The 16,465-nt window shown below is 52.5% G+C and carries 15 protein-coding genes; 14 read left to right on the top strand and 1 reads right to left on the bottom strand.

Annotation, left to right across the window (positions count from 1 at the left end; all coding sequences use genetic code 11):
- Positions 1 to 7 precede the first annotated feature (7 nt).
- On the bottom strand, positions 8 to 667 hold the full coding sequence (locus tag OHL23_RS17515; RefSeq protein ID WP_263353203.1) for a response regulator transcription factor: 660 nt from the start codon (positions 665 to 667) through the stop codon (positions 8 to 10).
- A 595-nt stretch (positions 668 to 1,262) separates the two neighbouring features.
- On the opposite strand from OHL23_RS17515, the gene OHL23_RS17510 reads away from it, so the two are divergent.
- The 14 genes from OHL23_RS17510 to OHL23_RS17445 all read left to right on the top strand — a co-directional run bounded on the left by OHL23_RS17510 (position 1,263) and on the right by OHL23_RS17445 (position 16,465).
- Positions 1,263 to 1,613, top strand: a complete 351-nt coding sequence (locus OHL23_RS17510) for a PilZ domain-containing protein (protein WP_263353202.1) — start codon at positions 1,263 to 1,265, stop codon at positions 1,611 to 1,613.
- A gap of 298 nt (positions 1,614 to 1,911) precedes the next feature.
- Positions 1,912 to 2,451, top strand: coding sequence for a UpxY family transcription antiterminator (locus OHL23_RS17505; RefSeq protein WP_263353201.1), 540 nt, complete (start codon positions 1,912 to 1,914; stop codon positions 2,449 to 2,451).
- A gap of 59 nt (positions 2,452 to 2,510) precedes the next feature.
- The gene (locus OHL23_RS17500; RefSeq protein WP_263353200.1) at positions 2,511 to 3,206 is read left to right on the top strand and encodes a polysaccharide biosynthesis/export family protein; all 696 of its coding nucleotides are present in this window, start codon (positions 2,511 to 2,513) and stop codon (positions 3,204 to 3,206) included.
- Between the two features lie 72 nt (positions 3,207 to 3,278).
- Positions 3,279 to 4,775 (top strand): GumC family protein, encoded by a 1,497-nt coding sequence (locus OHL23_RS17495; protein WP_263353199.1) that lies wholly within the window; start codon positions 3,279 to 3,281, stop codon positions 4,773 to 4,775.
- Positions 4,675 to 6,141, top strand: coding sequence for an AAA family ATPase (locus tag OHL23_RS17490; protein WP_317891694.1), 1,467 nt, complete (start codon positions 4,675 to 4,677; stop codon positions 6,139 to 6,141). The genes OHL23_RS17495 and OHL23_RS17490 overlap by 101 nt, the downstream gene beginning before the upstream one ends.
- A 49-nt stretch (positions 6,142 to 6,190) precedes the next feature.
- A complete protein-coding gene (locus OHL23_RS17485; protein WP_263353197.1) occupies positions 6,191 to 6,931 on the top strand; it encodes a CpsD/CapB family tyrosine-protein kinase in 741 nt (246 codons plus the stop codon).
- A 210-nt stretch (positions 6,932 to 7,141) separates the two neighbouring features.
- Complete coding sequence (locus OHL23_RS17480; protein ID WP_263353196.1) at positions 7,142 to 8,578, top strand: sugar transferase; 1,437 nt, start codon at positions 7,142 to 7,144, stop codon at positions 8,576 to 8,578.
- A 93-nt stretch (positions 8,579 to 8,671) separates the two neighbouring features.
- On the top strand, positions 8,672 to 9,748 hold the full coding sequence (locus OHL23_RS17475; protein ID WP_263353195.1) for an NAD-dependent epimerase/dehydratase family protein: 1,077 nt from the start codon (positions 8,672 to 8,674) through the stop codon (positions 9,746 to 9,748).
- On the top strand, positions 9,736 to 10,539 hold the full coding sequence (locus OHL23_RS17470) for a WecB/TagA/CpsF family glycosyltransferase (RefSeq protein ID WP_263353194.1): 804 nt from the start codon (positions 9,736 to 9,738) through the stop codon (positions 10,537 to 10,539). Before OHL23_RS17475 ends, OHL23_RS17470 begins: the two co-directional genes overlap by 13 nt.
- A gap of 229 nt (positions 10,540 to 10,768) precedes the next feature.
- Positions 10,769 to 11,314 (top strand): acyltransferase, encoded by a 546-nt coding sequence (locus OHL23_RS17465; protein ID WP_263353193.1) that lies wholly within the window; start codon positions 10,769 to 10,771, stop codon positions 11,312 to 11,314.
- A gap of 35 nt (positions 11,315 to 11,349) precedes the next feature.
- Complete coding sequence (locus OHL23_RS17460; RefSeq protein ID WP_263353192.1) at positions 11,350 to 12,600, top strand: oligosaccharide flippase family protein; 1,251 nt, start codon at positions 11,350 to 11,352, stop codon at positions 12,598 to 12,600.
- Between the two features lie 299 nt (positions 12,601 to 12,899).
- Positions 12,900 to 13,928, top strand: a complete 1,029-nt coding sequence (locus tag OHL23_RS17455) for a glycosyl hydrolase (protein WP_263353191.1) — start codon at positions 12,900 to 12,902, stop codon at positions 13,926 to 13,928.
- Between the two features lie 28 nt (positions 13,929 to 13,956).
- Positions 13,957 to 15,198 (top strand): glycosyltransferase family 4 protein, encoded by a 1,242-nt coding sequence (locus OHL23_RS17450; protein ID WP_263353190.1) that lies wholly within the window; start codon positions 13,957 to 13,959, stop codon positions 15,196 to 15,198.
- A gap of 16 nt (positions 15,199 to 15,214) precedes the next feature.
- Entirely contained in the window at positions 15,215 to 16,465 is a 1,251-nt protein-coding gene (locus OHL23_RS17445; protein WP_263353189.1) for an O-antigen ligase family protein, read from the top strand.

Genomic DNA, 16,465 nt, shown 5'->3' with positions numbered 1-16,465 from the left:
ATCCTGATTACTCGACAACGAGAGTCTCATCGACGCTTTCAATTCGGGAAGCACTGAACGTATGCCCTTTGAGTGTCAGATAGAAGAGCAATTCGACTCGACTGGAAACGCCCAATTTCTCAAATGCCCTGAAGAGATAATTCTTTACGGTATGTTCACTTAGTCCCAACTCGCTGGCAATTATCTTATTTGTCTTGCCCTTTGCTGCGTATTGCACCACCTCTAATTCCCTCGCGGTAAGCGATGGTGAGGTGCCTGCCGTGAACGGATTAGGTGCAGGAATGCTCTTCAAAGCTTGGAGGAGCGAGTTTGTCTGCTCTCTTCCTGCCCAGATAAAGCCTTTCCTCACATGCTCAACACAATCGAGGAACTCAGCCATCGGCTGTTGCCGGGAAAACACACCGCGCGCCCCGGAACGAAACGCCTGAATGACCGATTCATTGGAGGTTTGGTTGAGAAGGATCACTGCATTGGCGTTGGGATAGGCCTGAGATAGAGTCTCTACCAATTCGAAAGCGTCCCCGGATTTCGAATTGACCTCTGCACCTATCACCACTAGGTCGACTTCAGACGACGATAGCGAATACAAGAGTTCGTCGGCTTGGATTGCGACAGCCTCGTAACCGCGCTCGCGGACAAGGGCGTTCGCCAAAAGGTCGCTGCTCATCGAGTCGCGATCAACAATCACTATCCGACACGCGGCTCCCGCTTCGCGCGCAAAAGCTACTAGCTTTTCTTCTTTCCGTGCGTCCGACGAGCGCCAGATACTCCCCGCCTTATTTGAGATCGTATGGTCCTGCGAATTTGAAGAGGGCTTATGCAAGTCAGAATTCTCCTTCTGCTCCAGCGAGCACAGTGACTTTGAGCAAGCAAGGCAACTGACCTGCCACGATAGTCGCAACTCTCAAGGGAGCAAAATTCAGCTTCTGCCAGTAAGCGGGGGACGTCACTGTAGCTGAATCAGACAATGATTAGCACCAATGCCTTATACTCGGCAGCTTGGATGCATGACGCAAAGCGAAGGAAGTACACTTCAACTCTACCGTGACTTTAAGATTTTGCAACCATTAATTTTCGGAAACGAGTACTTTCGTCTCTATTATCGCACGAGAAACCATCTCCTTCGTTGACCGCTTCCTTTTATCACCACAGCAGATCAATAGAGAAAGATGCCCGTAGCCTCAGGGTAAATCCTCTCATGCAATTATCAAACTTTCGGCGACTTGAGATACTGCTCGCTGCACCCTAGTATCAACTACACTATGAGGCCCGGTCCAATTCTCGAGCGCGTCGTTCAGCGCAGAGCTGCAATTCGGTACAAGCTGCAGCTGCCCGTAATCTTCCACTGGAGCGACGGGAAGGAACATACGGAGGGAGGGTTCACGAGCGACGTGGCGCTGGATGGGGCATTGATTCTGTGCACTAAATACCCGCCTGTCGGAACCGAGGTGCGAATCGAGATTCTCCTTCCTTCACCGGATATGAGCGGTGATGAACTTCGAATCGAATGTACCGGAATAGTTACACGTGTAATGGACCAACCTGGAACCAAGGGATTTGGAGTACAAGGCGTCTTTGACGACGATCATCTTACTGGCCATGTTCTCAAGTGATTGGAAGCTTCATGCAAGCGATGGCCGCTGTAATTTCGTTGAGCATTGGTTGTCGCGGTTTGACCCAAAGGTTGTAAATGGAATCATGCGGAAGTCGAGTCGACATTCATTGGGCTTAATGAAAGACTCGGGCAATACTAGGGAATTGATTCTCGCTACTTGAGCTATCAATGATTGGGGCATAGGTCCCATTGAAATCGGATGCCTATTTTGGGACCGAGAGGGCGAAGCTGTGCTAAGTGGCTTCAAACTCGATGGTAGTGCTTCAAGAAACTCTTCTTACTCGGGAGGAGATGTCATGCATTGCGATATCGACAATTGTCTGCCCGACTCCAAATGGTTCGCGGTGTGGACGCGCTCGCGGCAAGAGAAGGTCGCAGCATCGGTGCTCGATTCACTTGGTGTTCCTCATTTTCTGCCGCTCAAATCTGAGCTCCGTCAATGGAGCGACCGCAAGCGGAATGTTTCCGTCCCGCTTTTCAGCGGCTATTTGTTTGTGCGCATGAACAAGTTCCACGACAACCGTTTGCAAATTCTGAAAACCCCTGGAATTGTTGGCTTCGTAGGAAATCACACCGGACCGCTTCCGATTCCCGACCAGCAGATCGACGATATTCGTATGGTGCTCGCTCAGGGAGTGGAATACTCTGTTCTTCCGTATCTGGAGGAGGGAGACCTCGTACGGGTCGTCAGAGGAGCGCTCACTGGCGTGGAAGGTAGACTGATCCGCACCAATTCAGTATCGCGATTGATGATCTCAATTGAAATGATTCACAAGTCGCTTGCCGTAAGTGTTTCAAGGCAAGATGTTGAGCCGGTAAGCATGCGCGCCGCTTAAGAAAGAAATCCGTTGGGCTCATGAGCCTCAACAAGTCTGGACGAAGCAAGGAGTAATTTATGGTCAGGACCAAGGCACTCAGTCGGACGTTGATCTATGCGTCGTTTCTAACATGCATGCTCATTGTCTCGGGGCGGCATCAGGCGGCGGGACAAGCCCCACAAGGCTCCGGCCCAACACTCGAAGAGCGACACCCGCGCTATGCTTTGCAGCGAGAGGACGTCCTTCTGCTCACATTCCCATTGACGCCGGAACTCAATCAGACAGTAACCGTCCAACCTGATGGCTATATCAATTTGCAGAACGCCGGAAGTGTCTACGCTCAAGGTCTGACTGCTCCCGAACTCGCTCTTGCGGTCAAGAAAGCCTACACGGGTATCCTTCATGAGCCGGTGGTAGATGTTGATATCCAGGACTTTCAAAAGCCCTTCTTTACCGTTTCAGGTCAGGTGGGCAAGCCCGGACAATACGAGTTACGCTCCGATATCACGGTTGCGGAGGCCATCGCAGTAGCGGGTGGCATGACGATGCAAACCGCCAAGACTCAGGTGTTCCTCTTCCACCGAACCTCCACAAACTGGGTTGAAGTGAAGAAGGTCAATCTGAGCGATATTCTTCGCGGTAAACACGTCAACGAAGACGCAATGATCCAGCCTGGCGACATGGTTTACGTGCCGGAAAAGTTTATTTCCAGCTTCCGAAAGTATGTTCCTTACACCCTGACAGCCGTCGGTGGTTCGTACCTCACTCCGTAGCGATTTAGAGCATCGCTTGTTAGCCAGACGATGTACTGCCAGTTCAACTCATGATTGAAAAGAGGTTAAAAGATGCCTAAGACGAATGCAGGAAAATCAATCAACGAAGGGGCCGAGGACTTCTCGCTTCGAGAACTGGCAGCGCCATTGTTTCGTCGAAAGAGGCTACTCCTTATAACGCTCCTCGTGGTTTTTGTTGGAATTACCCCGATTGGACTTCTTCTGTTCTATAAGTTCCGATCCCAGATGGCGATCTTTGTCAACCGCGAACGGATCGACTCTCTTGTCACTGCGGGGGCGTCGAATCAGACGATCACGCAGCCGCTCGCAGTTGCCGAAGAAGAAATCAACTCGGAAGCAGAGTTGCTCCTAAGCCAGGACGTCTTGGAGAAGGTGGTTCTTGCTAACAATCTTCAGGCTCACAAGGCCTCGCTTCTCGACATATTTCAACCCAAGCGAGATGAAGCCTACGACGTCGCTCAAGCCGTTAAGACACTTGCACGAAAGATCAAAGTAAAGCCGTCTACGAAGGCGGACATCATTAATGTCTCGTATAGCTCAAATGACCCGAAACTCTCCTATGCAGTCCTGAATTCGCTGAGCACTTTGTATCTGGAGAAGCATGCCGAGGTTCATCGGCCGGCAGGATCGTACGAATTCTTTTCCGGCGAGACGGAGAGATACAAGAAGGCTCTGGCGGAATCCGAAGCGCGCCTTCGGGACTTCGTACAGACCCCCGGATCAGTTGCACCGGACCTCCAGCGAACCGACCTGGATCTTCAACTGGCCAACTTTATCGGCAAGGTTCACGCGACGGAGGAGGCAATCGCTGCGGATCAGAAGCGAATTCAGAGTGATCAGGAACAGATGAAGATGACGCCACAGCGTTCGACCACACAGTTGGCGTCTAGTCCTGCCGATCTGCTTCTTCAACAGCTCGGAGCCAGCCTTCTTGCCGCTGAGACGAAGCGAAGCCAGTTGCTATTGAAATACGACCCAAGCTATCCCCTCGTTCAAGAGGCGGATCGTGAGTTGGCTGAGACAAAGGCCGCGTTTGAAAAGGCTGAGCAAACCAAATATGTCACGGAAGATTCGAATGTCGATCCGACGTATGAGTTGCTCAGGGAAGATCTGGCCAAGTCGCAGGCTGATCTTGCTGCCCAACAAGCCAGTTTAGCAGCCAATAAGGCAAGCGTTGCAAACATGCAATCCCAGATGGTCCAACTGGCTGAAAAGGGACTGGATCAATCCGATTTGGTTCGCGAACAGAAGGCAAACGAAGAAAACTACCTGTTGTACCTATCGAAGCGGGAGCAGGAGCGAACCTCCGATGCCCTTGACAAGACCAGGATCGAAAACGTAGCTATCGCGACTCCGCCTTCGATACCCGTGCTGCCTGTGCTCAGTCCGTTTGCGGTAATTCTGCTTGCATTCGCTGGAGCGGTATTCGTCAGCATCACTACAGCCTATGCGGTGGACTACTTCGATTCATCCTTCCACACACCGGCAGAGATCGTGGACATACTGGGAATCCCGGTGGTGGTATCAATTTCCAAGAGAACGGCATAGCGTTTCCATGGTATTGCGCCATTTCAACTTACGCGAGCAGCCTTTCGGTGTCACGCCGGACCCACGGTATCTGTACGCCAGTTCCACGCACCGGGAGGCTCTTGCGTCGTTGTTATATGGGATTGAATCGGGCCTCGGATTCATAACTCTGACTGCAAACCCCGGTATGGGGAAAACGACACTGTTGTTTGAAGCCCTGCGTCGGATGAAGGATACCGCCAGAACGGTGTTTCTTTTTCAGACGATTACTACTCCTGTCGATCTTGTCCGCGCTCTGCTTATCGATCTCGGTATTAAAGAGGCAAGCGGGACCTTAGTCGAGTTACAGACGCTGTTGAACGAGGTCTTGGTAGAACAGGCGGCCACAGGACAACGGCTGATCGTAGTAATAGACGAGGCGCAAAACCTGGATGATTCCGTATTGGAAGCAGTAAGAATGCTTTCGAATTTTGAGACGGCAAGCAAGAAGCTGATGCACATCATCCTTTCGGGCCAGTTGCAGCTGGCTGATAAGCTGGCTCAGCCACAGCTACTCCAACTGCGCCAGAGGGTTTCAATTTTTGCATATTTGGAGCCATTATCATCCAAAGAGACTGCCGAATATATCCAACATAGGCTGAGAGTCGCCGGTCATTCCTCCAGCGAATCCATATTCAGTGACGTCGCATTGACGTTGATTGCCAGGGAAAGTCAGGGAATACCGCGGAACATCAACAATATTTGCTTCAATGCGCTAACACTGGCATGTGCTCTTCAGCGCAAGACAATCGACGCAGAAATGATTCGAGAGGTTCTTGGCGATCTTAGCCTCCATTCGAAGAGCACGCGCGGGTCTGCCCCGAACGATGAATCGGTCGGCAAAACACAAAGAGTGCACTCGCGGACGATCAGTCGCCCCAGGCTTTCGCGAGGCAGTCTGGGAGTTATTTCATTGGCAATATGTGCGATTGTTGTGCTGTTTGGATGGCTGATTCACCAGGATTACAGGGTTCTTTTTTTGGATAATACCGTCGCGGCTAGTGCCAACGCAGCCCCGACTTTACCAACGGTTGCTTCGAGCACTCGGCAAGATGCCTCCAAAGGTGAGGCTGCCGCTCCTTCTTCGAAGTCAATCGGTGTGAGGTCTCAGATACGTTCCAAGACCGCGATTGAGTCCCCGCGCGCAAGCGCAGGTGTGCGCTTGGTTCCCGTGCGCGAGGGCCAATCGCTTTCCTCAATCTGTGCGGAAAGATTTGGGGAATGCCGGCCCGAAGTACTTAGAGAAATCATCAAAATCAATCCATCTATCACAGATCCGAATCATATCGTCTCCGGCCAAAAGGTCGCTGTACCGGTCTTTTCTCCGAATTCGATTGACAACAAGTAAGCTTCGAGTAAGTGGACAGAGTTATTGTTCAAAAGGAGATAGAACAACAATGAGCAAGCATTTCGAACTGCTGCAACAGCTTGAGAAGGAACAGTCTCTTGGCGCATCACCGAATGGAGCGTCTATCGCCCCAGTTGTGAGCAACGTTGGAAATGGGTTGAGTACGTGGGCCGACGATGAATCGTTGCGACTCGTCCAGCAAATCTTTCTCCGGCAAACGCAAGAGCCGCCCAGGGTAGTGGTATTTGCCGGCATAGATCACGGTAACGGCTGCAGCCGAATCTGCGCGTCGGTCGCGGAGACTTTAGCCAAAAACGCTGGAGGCAGAGTGTGCTTGCTTGAGGCCAATTTCCGTTCTCCATCGTTATCCGGATTGTTGGGAGTGCCAAATCATCACGGTTTCACAGAAGCACTGTTGCAGAACGCGCCCATCGGCACGTATACGAAGCTCATCGGCCGCGAAAATCTTTGGTTTCTTTCTTCCGGCACAGTCGCCATAGACTCCCCAAACCTTCTCACCTCGGATCGCCTTAAACTCCGCGTGGACCAGCTTCGCAAGGAATTTGACTTTGTGATTATTGATGTCCCGCCCTTGACCAGATACTCGGATGCAGTAGTCCTCGGCCAGCTCTCTGATGGATTGGTATTGATTATTGAGGCCGACTCTACCCGTCGCGAAGCTGCCGCAGCGGTAGCGGAGAACCTGCGGTCCGTCAAGGTTCCAATCCTGGCTGCGGTCTTGAATAAGAGAACATTCCCGATCCCGGAGAAAATCTACAGCAGGCTTTAGAAAAGTCTTCAATTGCACTTCGTCATTCCGGTAAGCGAGAGTGGCAAGGATCCACGTTTTTGCGGTCTCGTTATGGCACAACGTTGAGCGCCGAAACGGTGCCTTTTTGCTCATCTCGTGTACGCCGCCAAGTCTATCCTAGGTCTTTCCCCCGACCCGTAATCTGTTTTGTGTGAACAGCCTCAATGAAGGGTACTGCGGAGAGCTATTGTGATTGAGAAGCAGCGTTTGACGATCGATTTAGTTAAGTTGTGCGACCTGATTCTCGTGGTGTTCTCATTTGCTCTAACCACTATTTTTATTGTCGAGACGGAATCGAACGTTCCCCTTCAACAATTCCTCTCGATGCGAACGAGAGTGGTTAATTTTGGGATCATCGCCCTAGCCTTTCTCATCTGCCATGTGGTCTTCAGTCTCTGCGGCTTGTATAGATCGAGGCGGTTTTCCAGGCGCCGCATGGAAATGGTAGACATTCTGAAGGCCACGACACTCGCCGTCGCTTGCTTCGTGGTTCTCAGTTCCGTCTTTTCAATTCGAATGATCACTATCCATTTCCTCGCGGTATTTTGGGTAGTCAGTTCATTGGTCCTTGGCATTGCGCGATTGACTCTTCGCTTCATAGCTGCCCGCCTCCGTGTACGTGGTAGAAACCTACGTCATATGCTAATTTTGGGCACCAACCCCAGGGCGGTCGACTTCGCCAGACGTATCTGCGCGAACAAAACGCGCGGATACCATTTGCTTGGGTTTGTGGATAACGATTGGCCTGGAATCAGCGCACTGGATGAGGCAAATTTCAAAGTGGTCAGCGATTACGCGGGGCTCGCTGAATATCTCCGGCGGAATGTAGTGGATGAAGTCGCGATTTACCTGCCATTTGGATCCTTTTATCGTCACTCTTCTGAAGTCGCGAGCCTGTGTCAGCAGCACGGAATTACCATGCGCTTCAATTCAGATATTTTTGGATTAAAGACTTCGCGTTGGCGTGCGGAGGAATTTGAAGGCGATCAATACATTACCACCTACACCGGCGCAGATGAGCTTGTCCCCAGAACCGCGAAGCGAGCGTTTGACCTCATTCTGTCGGCTCTAGCTCTCATGGCCTTCTCGCCCCTCCTGATTGTCGCGGCAATCGCGATTAAACTTACCTCTCCTGGGCCAATTTTCTTTCTCCAGGAACGAATTGGACTGAACAAGCGGCGTTTCAAGATATTCAAGTTCCGAACGATGGTCCCTGATGCCGAAAAGCTCATGTCGACTTTGGAGCGGCAAAATGAGGTGACGGGTCCCGTATTCAAGATCAAGAATGACCCGCGGATCACGCCAATCGGGAAGTTCTTGCGTAGGAGCAGCATCGACGAACTACCGCAACTCTTGAACGTCTTAATTGGGGACATGAGCCTGGTAGGACCGAGACCGCTGCCTGTACGCGACTACGAAGGTTTCAATGAAGATTGGCAAAGACGGCGCTTTAGCGTCAAGCCCGGGATTACATGCCTTTGGCAAGTGAATGGGCGAAGCTCCATCTCGTTCGATCAGTGGATGCTTCTCGATCTTCAATACATGGATGAATGGTCGCTCTGGCTGGATTTTAAGATCCTCGTGAAGACTGTCCCTGCCGTATTCAAGGGTGCGGGAGCCGCTTAATCGCCTGAAGCCACTTACTTGAGATTCTGTCGCGATTCGGGCTGCACTTCTTGGCATGCATTCCGGCTGGCGACCATAACAGGAGGACATTCGATGAGTATTGCTATCATAACCGGTTCGTCCGGATTGGTGGGCTCAGAAGCCGTAAGCTACTTCGCATCTTTAGGGATGGAGGTTGTTGGAATCGACAATGGCATGCGGGCCAAGTTTTTTGGAAAGTCGGCTTCTACGCACTGGATGACAGAGAGACTGGAGCGGGAAGTTCCCTGTTTCCGGCATTACGAGGTGGACATTCGTGATTCTGAGGGTATCTCCCGGATATTCGAGCGTTACGGCGATCAGATAGCGCTGGTTATCCACGCTGCCGCGCAGCCATCTCACGATTGGGCTGCCAGCGACCCGATCACGGATTTTACCGTCAATGCGAATGGGACCTCGGTGATGTTGGAAGCGACGCGGAGGTTTGCTCCAAACGCCGTATTCATATTCATGTCCACCAACAAGGTCTACGGAGACCGTCCAAATTACTTGCCACTTGTTGAATTGGAAACACGCTGGGAGATTGATCCAAGCCACGAATATGCAAATGGAATTCCTGAGAGCCTGTCCATCGATTCCACTCTTCACAGCCTTTTCGGAGCGTCAAAGGTTGCCGCGGATATCCTGGTGCAGGAGTACGGTCGATATTTTGGTATGAAGACCGCCTGTTTTCGCGGGGGGTGTCTGACGGGCCCAAATCATTCCGGAACACAGTTACACGGATTCCTGGCCTACCTGATGAAGTGTGTAGTTACTGGGATGCCTTACACCATCTTTGGCTATAAGGGAAAGCAGGTGCGCGACAATATCCACAGCGCCGACCTGATTCGCGCGTTCCATGAGTTCTTCAAGAGTCCTCGTTCCGGAGAGGTTTACAACATTGGAGGCGGACGCGACAGCAACTGCTCCATGCTTGAGGCCATCTCTTTGAGTGAAAAGATTACCGGAAACCAGTTCAATTTCAAGTACGTGGATGAGAACCGCCGGGGAGATCATATCTGGTGGGTAAGCGATTTGTCTCGTTTTCAGCAGCACTATCCCGATTGGAAGATATCCTTCGATGTCTCACAGATTTTGCAGGAAATCTATGAATTGAATGTAGAACGTTGGGGAGAGGCATGCGTAATCTAGGTAAGAAGAACATTATTGGCATCTTGATCGATGCAGTGGACTACGAGGCGGCTCTGGACTTCATCTTTCGCGCCGCTCAGGAGAAAAAGGGGACAACGATCTCTGCTCTGGCCGTCCACGGCGTGATGACCGGGGTTCTCGATTCTGAGCATAAATTTCGATTGAACCACTTTGATCTGCTTGTGCCAGATGGTCAGCCGGTTCGCTGGGTGCTGAATTTACTGTATCGCGCTCAATTACCAGACCGAGTCTATGGGCCAAATCTTACACTTAAGGTCTGCGAGAGAGCTGCTGCGGAGGGCAAGTCCGTCTATTTTTACGGAAGCACTCCTGAGATTCTTATCGCGTTAAAGCAATCGCTCGACGAGAAGTTTCCGGGAATAAAGATCGCCGGCGCGGAGCCTTCCAAATTTCGTCGACTCAAACCGGAGGAGAAATCTGAACTGGCCGCCCGGATTATCTCCTCGGGCGCCTCTATCACCTTGGTCGGCTTGGGCTGCCCAAGGCAGGAGGCTTTCGCATATGAATTTCGCGAAGTTCTTTCAATGCCCATTCTCGCGGTCGGCGCAGCATTTCCGTTCATTGCGGGGCTCATCCCCCAGGCGCCTGCCTGGATGCAGGATCGCGGTCTGGAGTGGTTGTTTCGCTTGACCTCGGAGCCCAGGAGGCTTTGGCGGCGTTACATTTACTTGAACCCGGCCTACGTCTTTCTGGTTCTGTTGCAGATGCTGCACTTGTCTCGATTTACGACAAGCGGAGTCGCGCCTGCGACCGAGACTCTATACGGGTGATGAACGGGGTGAAATGTGTGATGCCTCTGGCCCCTGGCTGCCTGCCCGATGTTAAGGCTTGTGAGCCATGTGGCCAGATCGTAGTGGCCTGCGTCTGGGTGACGCAAAGGACATAGTTCGCCGCTTTTCTCTCGAATTGCTTTGGATTCGGATGAACCGAATTTCTGGAGTGTGAGGAAATGAGAGACTGCATTACGATTCATAAGAAAAGGGAACGGAGGCTCCAGGAGTGCTCAGCCGCACAAGAGCCAGGATTGCTTATCTTGGGCAGATTTTTTTCAATGATGTCATCACGCATATTCCGGTGCGCTGGATCCGCGTCGTGATTTTCCGTGCTCTGGTCCAAAGCTGCGGTGAGGGGATTGGTCTACTGCGAGGAATCGAGATCCGTCAGGGGAAGAATATTTCAGTAGGAGATCGTGCAGTCATCAACAAGAGAGTGTTGCTGGATGGTAGAGGAGGTGCACTGGTTATTGGAGAGGACGTCGATATTGCGCAAGATACCAGCATCTGGACGCTCGAACACGACGTTAACAGCGACTCCCACGCTACGGTGGGCGGCGATGTCATCATCGAGGATCATGTGTGGATAGCCTCACGCTCAACTATCCTTCCGGGCATCCGAATTGGTCGGGGCGCAGTAGTTGCTGCCTGCAGCGTGGTGACTAAGGATGTTCCCGCGCTGACCATTGTGGGAGGGATTCCAGCAAAGGTCATCGGTCAGCGTACGAATGCATTAACCTACAGGCTGAACCACAAGCCCTGGTTGCAATGATGAAAGGCCAGCTCCAGCGTCTCTTTGGCAGCACGATGGCAAGAAATACCTTCTGGGTATTCCTTGGGCAGGGGGCTCGCCTTGTAATTCAGGGCGCTTACTTCGTGGTGATCGCCCGGGTGCTGGGGGTCAATAACTACGGTTCTTTTGTCGGTGCCGTAGCGTTGGTCGCGATCCTCTCACCGTTCGCCACGCTTGGGTTCGGCAATCTGCTCGTTAAGAATGTATCGCGGGATCGGGCCGCCTTTGCCGAGAGCTGGGGAAATACGCTTCTCATGACGGCGGTTTCAGGCTCGATACTTCTTGCCCTCGTGATGGCTCTGGCCAGATTTGTACTGCCAGCGTCCATCCCAGCGCAGTTGGTCTTCGCAGTAGCCATTTCCGATCTTTTCGCGGCCCGGTTGACCGACGCTGCGGGCCAGGCCTTTCAGAGTGTCGAACAGGTGCGCTGGATGGCGAACATTATTGTTTTTCTGAGCGTCGTGCGCTTCATCGCGGCTCTCGTCGTTGCGTTTGTATGGAAGCATCCAACTGCGCTGCAATGGGGATACTTCTACTGCGGGTCATCCTTGATTCCGGCCGCAGCCTCGATCATTCTTGTAAGCCGGCGCCTTGGAATGCCGCGGATCAATCTGGCAAAGATCTTCGGCGAAATGACCGAAGGCTTCTATTTCTCGACCGGTCTAAGCGCGCAGACGATATACAACGATCTCGATAAGGCGATGCTTGCGAGGTATTCGACGCTTGATGCAACTGGTCTTTACGCGGCCGCCTACCGGATCATCGATGTCTCCTACACGCCCGTGCGTTCGCTTCTTTATGCAGCATCTCCCGGATTTTTTCGCGCAGGGCAGTCGGGAATCGAGGGCTCCGTCGCCTATATGAAGCGGCTGTTACCCAAAGGCCTTATCTATAGCGTCCTGATTTTGGTCGGACTTCAATTGATCGCCCCCTTTGTTCCACGAATTCTCGGCCAGGAGTATGCTCGTTCTGAAGAGGCCCTGCGCTGGCTTGCTGTGCTGCCACTGATTAGAACAGTACATTCGTTCTATTCGGACGCACTTACCGGGGCCGGATATCAGGGCGTTCGAATGGTGCTTCAGGTGTTTGTGGCAGTATTTAATATTGTCATCAATCTCTGGGTCATACCTGCCTACTCGTGGCGCGGCGCAGTGTACTCCAGCCTGGCTTCGGATGCGCTCCTTGCGATCATCGTTTTTGCCGCTTCCACCATCATTTGCCGCATGGAACCCAAGAGATCGATGGCCTCCATGGAGTCGTCATGAGCATTCGATTCTTGCGCGCGTTTCATCGAATTCGAGGAATTGACCTTCTTTATCGAGAAGACAGGCCGTTGAATGGGGCTCGATCAAGTCATTACGGTGCGATGCGCTCAGGGTTGTTATTTCTGATTTTCTCTGCGCTGGCCACGGCTGGGGTAAGTTCCGGGTCGACTCGATTCTACGAAGGTTCTGCCAGCAGCGAAGCTATTCCTGCGTCCTATTTTTCCATGAATATCCTGTTTCACCCTTTGAATCACGTACCATGGCCAGCAGTTCCATTGGGGGGGTGGAGAACAGCTCATGTGAACTGGGCAGACCTTCAACTCGCGAAGGACAAGTGGTATTTTGACTTGCTTGACAAGTACGTGCAGTGGAGCATGGACCACAAGACTCCGATACTCATGCCATTGACCTATACGCCTCAGTGGGCTTCGAGCAAACCCGATGCACCGACGGATGTAGAGGCCGGCAATCCTCCGGGGTTATCTGGACCGCCAAGCGATATGGAGGATTGGAAAAACTTTGTTCGAACGGTGGCAACCCGGTATAAGGGCCGCATTCGAGAATGGGAAATTTGGAATGAACCCAACCGGCCGCAGAGTTGGAGCGGAAGCGTAGATAACATGGTCGACCTGACGCGCGAAGCATCCCGAATTTTAAAAGAAATCGATCCAGGTTGCCGGATCGTATCTCCGGCGCCGACGGGAGCGTACGGTCTTCCGTTTCTGGACAAGTTTCTTAGCAAGGGAGGTGGTCAGTATGTGGATGTGATTGGATATCACTTCTATGTTGGCAAAGATGATCCTCCCGAGGCCATGGAGCCTCTGATTGAAAAAGTCAGGAACCTGATGCAGAAATATGGCGTAGCGGGTAAGCCGCTTTGGAATACCGAAGCAGGCTGGCTCGGCCCGAATCAGCTCCCGCCAGACATGCAGGCAGCTTATATCTCTCGCGCCTATTTCTTGAATTGGAGCGCAGGCGTTCGACGTTTCTACTGGTACGCCTGGGAGAACCATCGCGGGACTCAGATTGAACTCACCGGTGCGGACAATGCTGCGTTGACCCCAGCCGGGAAAGCATTCGCAACCACCCAGCTTTGGATGACGGGTTCCGTTCTCACCCGGTGCGCCAGTTCCTCGGATGGCACGTGGACTTGCGAGTTGCTGAACAAAGGCGACACCTCTCATGTCGTCTGGAATACGAGAGGCGGAACTACTCTTGCCATCCCTGAATCATGGCGCGCGACTTCCGTCATGGCACTGAACGGCGGCAGGACCGGGATAATCGGAAGGTCGATCACGGTTGGAGTTCAACCGGAACTAGTCCAGTGATCTACGGATAGTGATTGAGGCTCATGGAATGAAAGTTCTTCTGTCTGCCTATTCATGCCTTCCAGGGGGCGGCTCAGAGCCGGGACTGGGTTGGAACTGGGCGCAATGCATTGCAGCGAATGGTCACAGTGTCATTGTGATAACGCGGACAGTCAACCAACGTGAGATCGAGACGTATATTGAGAGGCATCCTGCCGAGTCGCTCCAATTCGTCTTTCACGATCTGTCCCCCTTTCTGCAACGAATTTATAAGCTGCCACTTGGGAATTATTCCTATTATTTCCTGTGGCAGTACACAGCCGCTCGTCTTGCTTTGAAGCTGCATCGCACCGAGAAATTTGATCGTGTGCATCACATCACCTGGGCCAGTTTTCGTGTTCCAAGCTTCATGGGCCAGCTTGGGATACCTTTCATCTTTGGTCCAGTGGGTGGCGGAGAAGATACACCGAAGAACCTCCGGAGTGGATTGGGATGGAGGGGTAGGCTGTGGGATGCTCTCAGGCGCGCATCCAGCGCTTTGATGGCTCTCTGGATGGGATCCACCTATGAAGCTGCTTCTGAGATCGTTGCGACAACGCAGGAAACCCTAAGCAAGATCCCTGCGAAATATCGTCACAAGAGCAGAAGCCAGCAAGCGATAGGCATCGATTTCGAAGGTCTCGTGCGTTTGCGCCCCAATCTATTGAATAATCGGGTGGCACAAGACTCGTCCAGATTGGAATTGCTGTACGTCGGCCGTTTACTGCCATGGAAGGGGCTTCATCTGGTCTTGAAGGCCCTGGCGCTGCTCGATGCAAGTTATCCGAACCTTCATCTGTCCATCATCGGTTCTGGCCGTGACCTACCCCGGTTGCAACGGCTCGCCAGGCGACTTAGCGTGGACGCGATTATCTCATGGATTCCATGGATGCCGCGCGAGGAATTGATCGGCGTTTACTCCAGCTTCGATCTATTCACGTTTCCCAGCCTCCATGATTCTGGTGGCTCGGCTGTACTGGAAGCGCTGACCTTCGGTTTGCCCGTGGTTTGCCTCGATTTGGGCGGCCCGGCGACCGCAGTCAACGATAGCTGCGGGCGAGTGATTTCAACCGCGGGGCTCAGCGAAGATCAGGTAGTAAAGGCAATTGCACAATTTCTAACCGAAGTACTGGCGGATCGAAGTATACTTCGCCGCCTTTCCGAGGCGGCGCGGGCTCACGCGGCCACGCTTACCTGGCAGGCCAGTGTGGATTCAATGTACGGCAGTTCGCTTGTGGGGCAACCGAACTAGATAATAGGAGTTTCCAGTGAAAAATTTAGAGCAAGTCATGCTATTTTTGCTGCTCATGTTGTCCACGGGTGCGGGACAGAGTCTCATCACCGGAGCCGGTACGGCCACTTCAAGCGAAGGCCAGCCTGTTATGCAGGTCATCTTTGGGCTGCTATATTTGGCTCTCTTCTTTTTCCTGCTGATGAAGTTCAGAAAAACCGCGATATCTCTCATTCAAAGGGAGAGGTGGACGATTGTGGTATGCCTCTGGGTTCTTGCTTCGACGATATGGTCGGGAGATCCAAGCGAGACCTTTCGCCGAGCCGTCGCCCTCGTGGGTACGTCGATGGCCGGCCTGTACATCGGGATGCGATATGACCTAAAACAACAACTCAAAATGATTGCCCTCGTAGTCGGATTGGGTGCAATTGCGAGTCTTGCTGCGGGCCTATTGTTTCCGGGGATCGGATTAACGGCGGATGGTTCCTGGCAGGGAATTTACTTCCTGAAGAATGCTCTGGGGCGGATGATGGCACTTGGCTCGATCTGTTTCGCCTTACTTGCATTGAGCGAACGACGTCATCGCCTGATACGGATCGGAATGCTGTTGCTCTGTTGCGTCCTCATGCTGCTTTCCAAATCGGCAACGGCGGTGGTCGTAACGTTCCTGATGTTTGTCGCGCTGTTCTTTCGCAGGGCGCTCTATCTGCGTATTCGGCCACTTATTGGATTGGCGGCTGTGATCGGAGCCGTCGGGGCCTCAGTCGGATTTTGGTTTGTTGAGAATTCCGATCGTCTCCTGCACGCGGTCGGTCGAAACTCCTCGTTAACGGGACGCATCCCCTTATGGCAACTAGTGTTTGGAGAGATATCGGCTAGACCCATTCAAGGGTACGGCTTCGCGGCTTTTTGGAATAGCTGGGAAGGCGAACGAGTGAGCGAGACCGTTAATTGGGAAGTATCCGTGCCACACGCGCATAACGGCTTTCTCGAGGTGTGGCTCGGTATTGGAATCGTAGGATTGGTGCTATTGCTCATTGGTATGTGGCGAATCTTCCGTTCCTCGCTGCACACGGCCAGAACGCATCGCGAAATCGATCAATCATGGCCATTGGTTTTGCTGATCTTTACGGTTCTATACAACCTTACCGAGAGCTCTCTACTCAGTACGAATTCTCTGTTGTGGATGGCGTACGTTGCGAATTCATTCTGGCTTGTGCGTAGCGCTGAGGAAGAGAAACGCGCCCTGGTCTTTGACGAAGTGGCGGAGCCTGCGTATTCAAGCTGA

It is taken from the genome of Acidicapsa acidisoli (genome assembly GCF_025685625.1).
Lineage (GTDB): Bacteria > Acidobacteriota > Terriglobia > Terriglobales > Acidobacteriaceae > Acidicapsa > Acidicapsa acidisoli.
Note: the sequence above shows the minus strand (reverse complement) of the source record. Positions and strands in the feature narration are given on the sequence as shown.

Bases quoted from the DNA above. Each gene is read 5' to 3' on its own strand.
- OHL23_RS17475 (WP_263353195.1), top strand. From the start codon at position 8,672: ATGAGTATTGCTATCATAACCGGTTCGTCCGGATTGGTGGGCTCAGAA.
- OHL23_RS17460 (WP_263353192.1), top strand. From the start codon at position 11,350: ATGGCAAGAAATACCTTCTGGGTATTCCTTGGGCAGGGGGCTCGCCTT.
- OHL23_RS17515 (WP_263353203.1), bottom strand. From the start codon at position 667: ATGAGCAGCGACCTTTTGGCGAACGCCCTTGTCCGCGAGCGCGGTTAC.
- OHL23_RS17500 (WP_263353200.1), top strand. From the start codon at position 2,511: ATGGTCAGGACCAAGGCACTCAGTCGGACGTTGATCTATGCGTCGTTT.
- OHL23_RS17490 (WP_317891694.1), top strand. From the start codon at position 4,675: ATGCGGTGGACTACTTCGATTCATCCTTCCACACACCGGCAGAGATCG.
- OHL23_RS17495 (WP_263353199.1), top strand. From the start codon at position 3,279: ATGCCTAAGACGAATGCAGGAAAATCAATCAACGAAGGGGCCGAGGAC.
- OHL23_RS17485 (WP_263353197.1), top strand. From the start codon at position 6,191: ATGAGCAAGCATTTCGAACTGCTGCAACAGCTTGAGAAGGAACAGTCT.
- OHL23_RS17505 (WP_263353201.1), top strand. From the start codon at position 1,912: ATGCATTGCGATATCGACAATTGTCTGCCCGACTCCAAATGGTTCGCG.
- OHL23_RS17470 (WP_263353194.1), top strand. From the start codon at position 9,736: ATGCGTAATCTAGGTAAGAAGAACATTATTGGCATCTTGATCGATGCA.
- OHL23_RS17450 (WP_263353190.1), top strand. From the start codon at position 13,957: ATGAAAGTTCTTCTGTCTGCCTATTCATGCCTTCCAGGGGGCGGCTCA.
- OHL23_RS17510 (WP_263353202.1), top strand. From the start codon at position 1,263: ATGAGGCCCGGTCCAATTCTCGAGCGCGTCGTTCAGCGCAGAGCTGCA.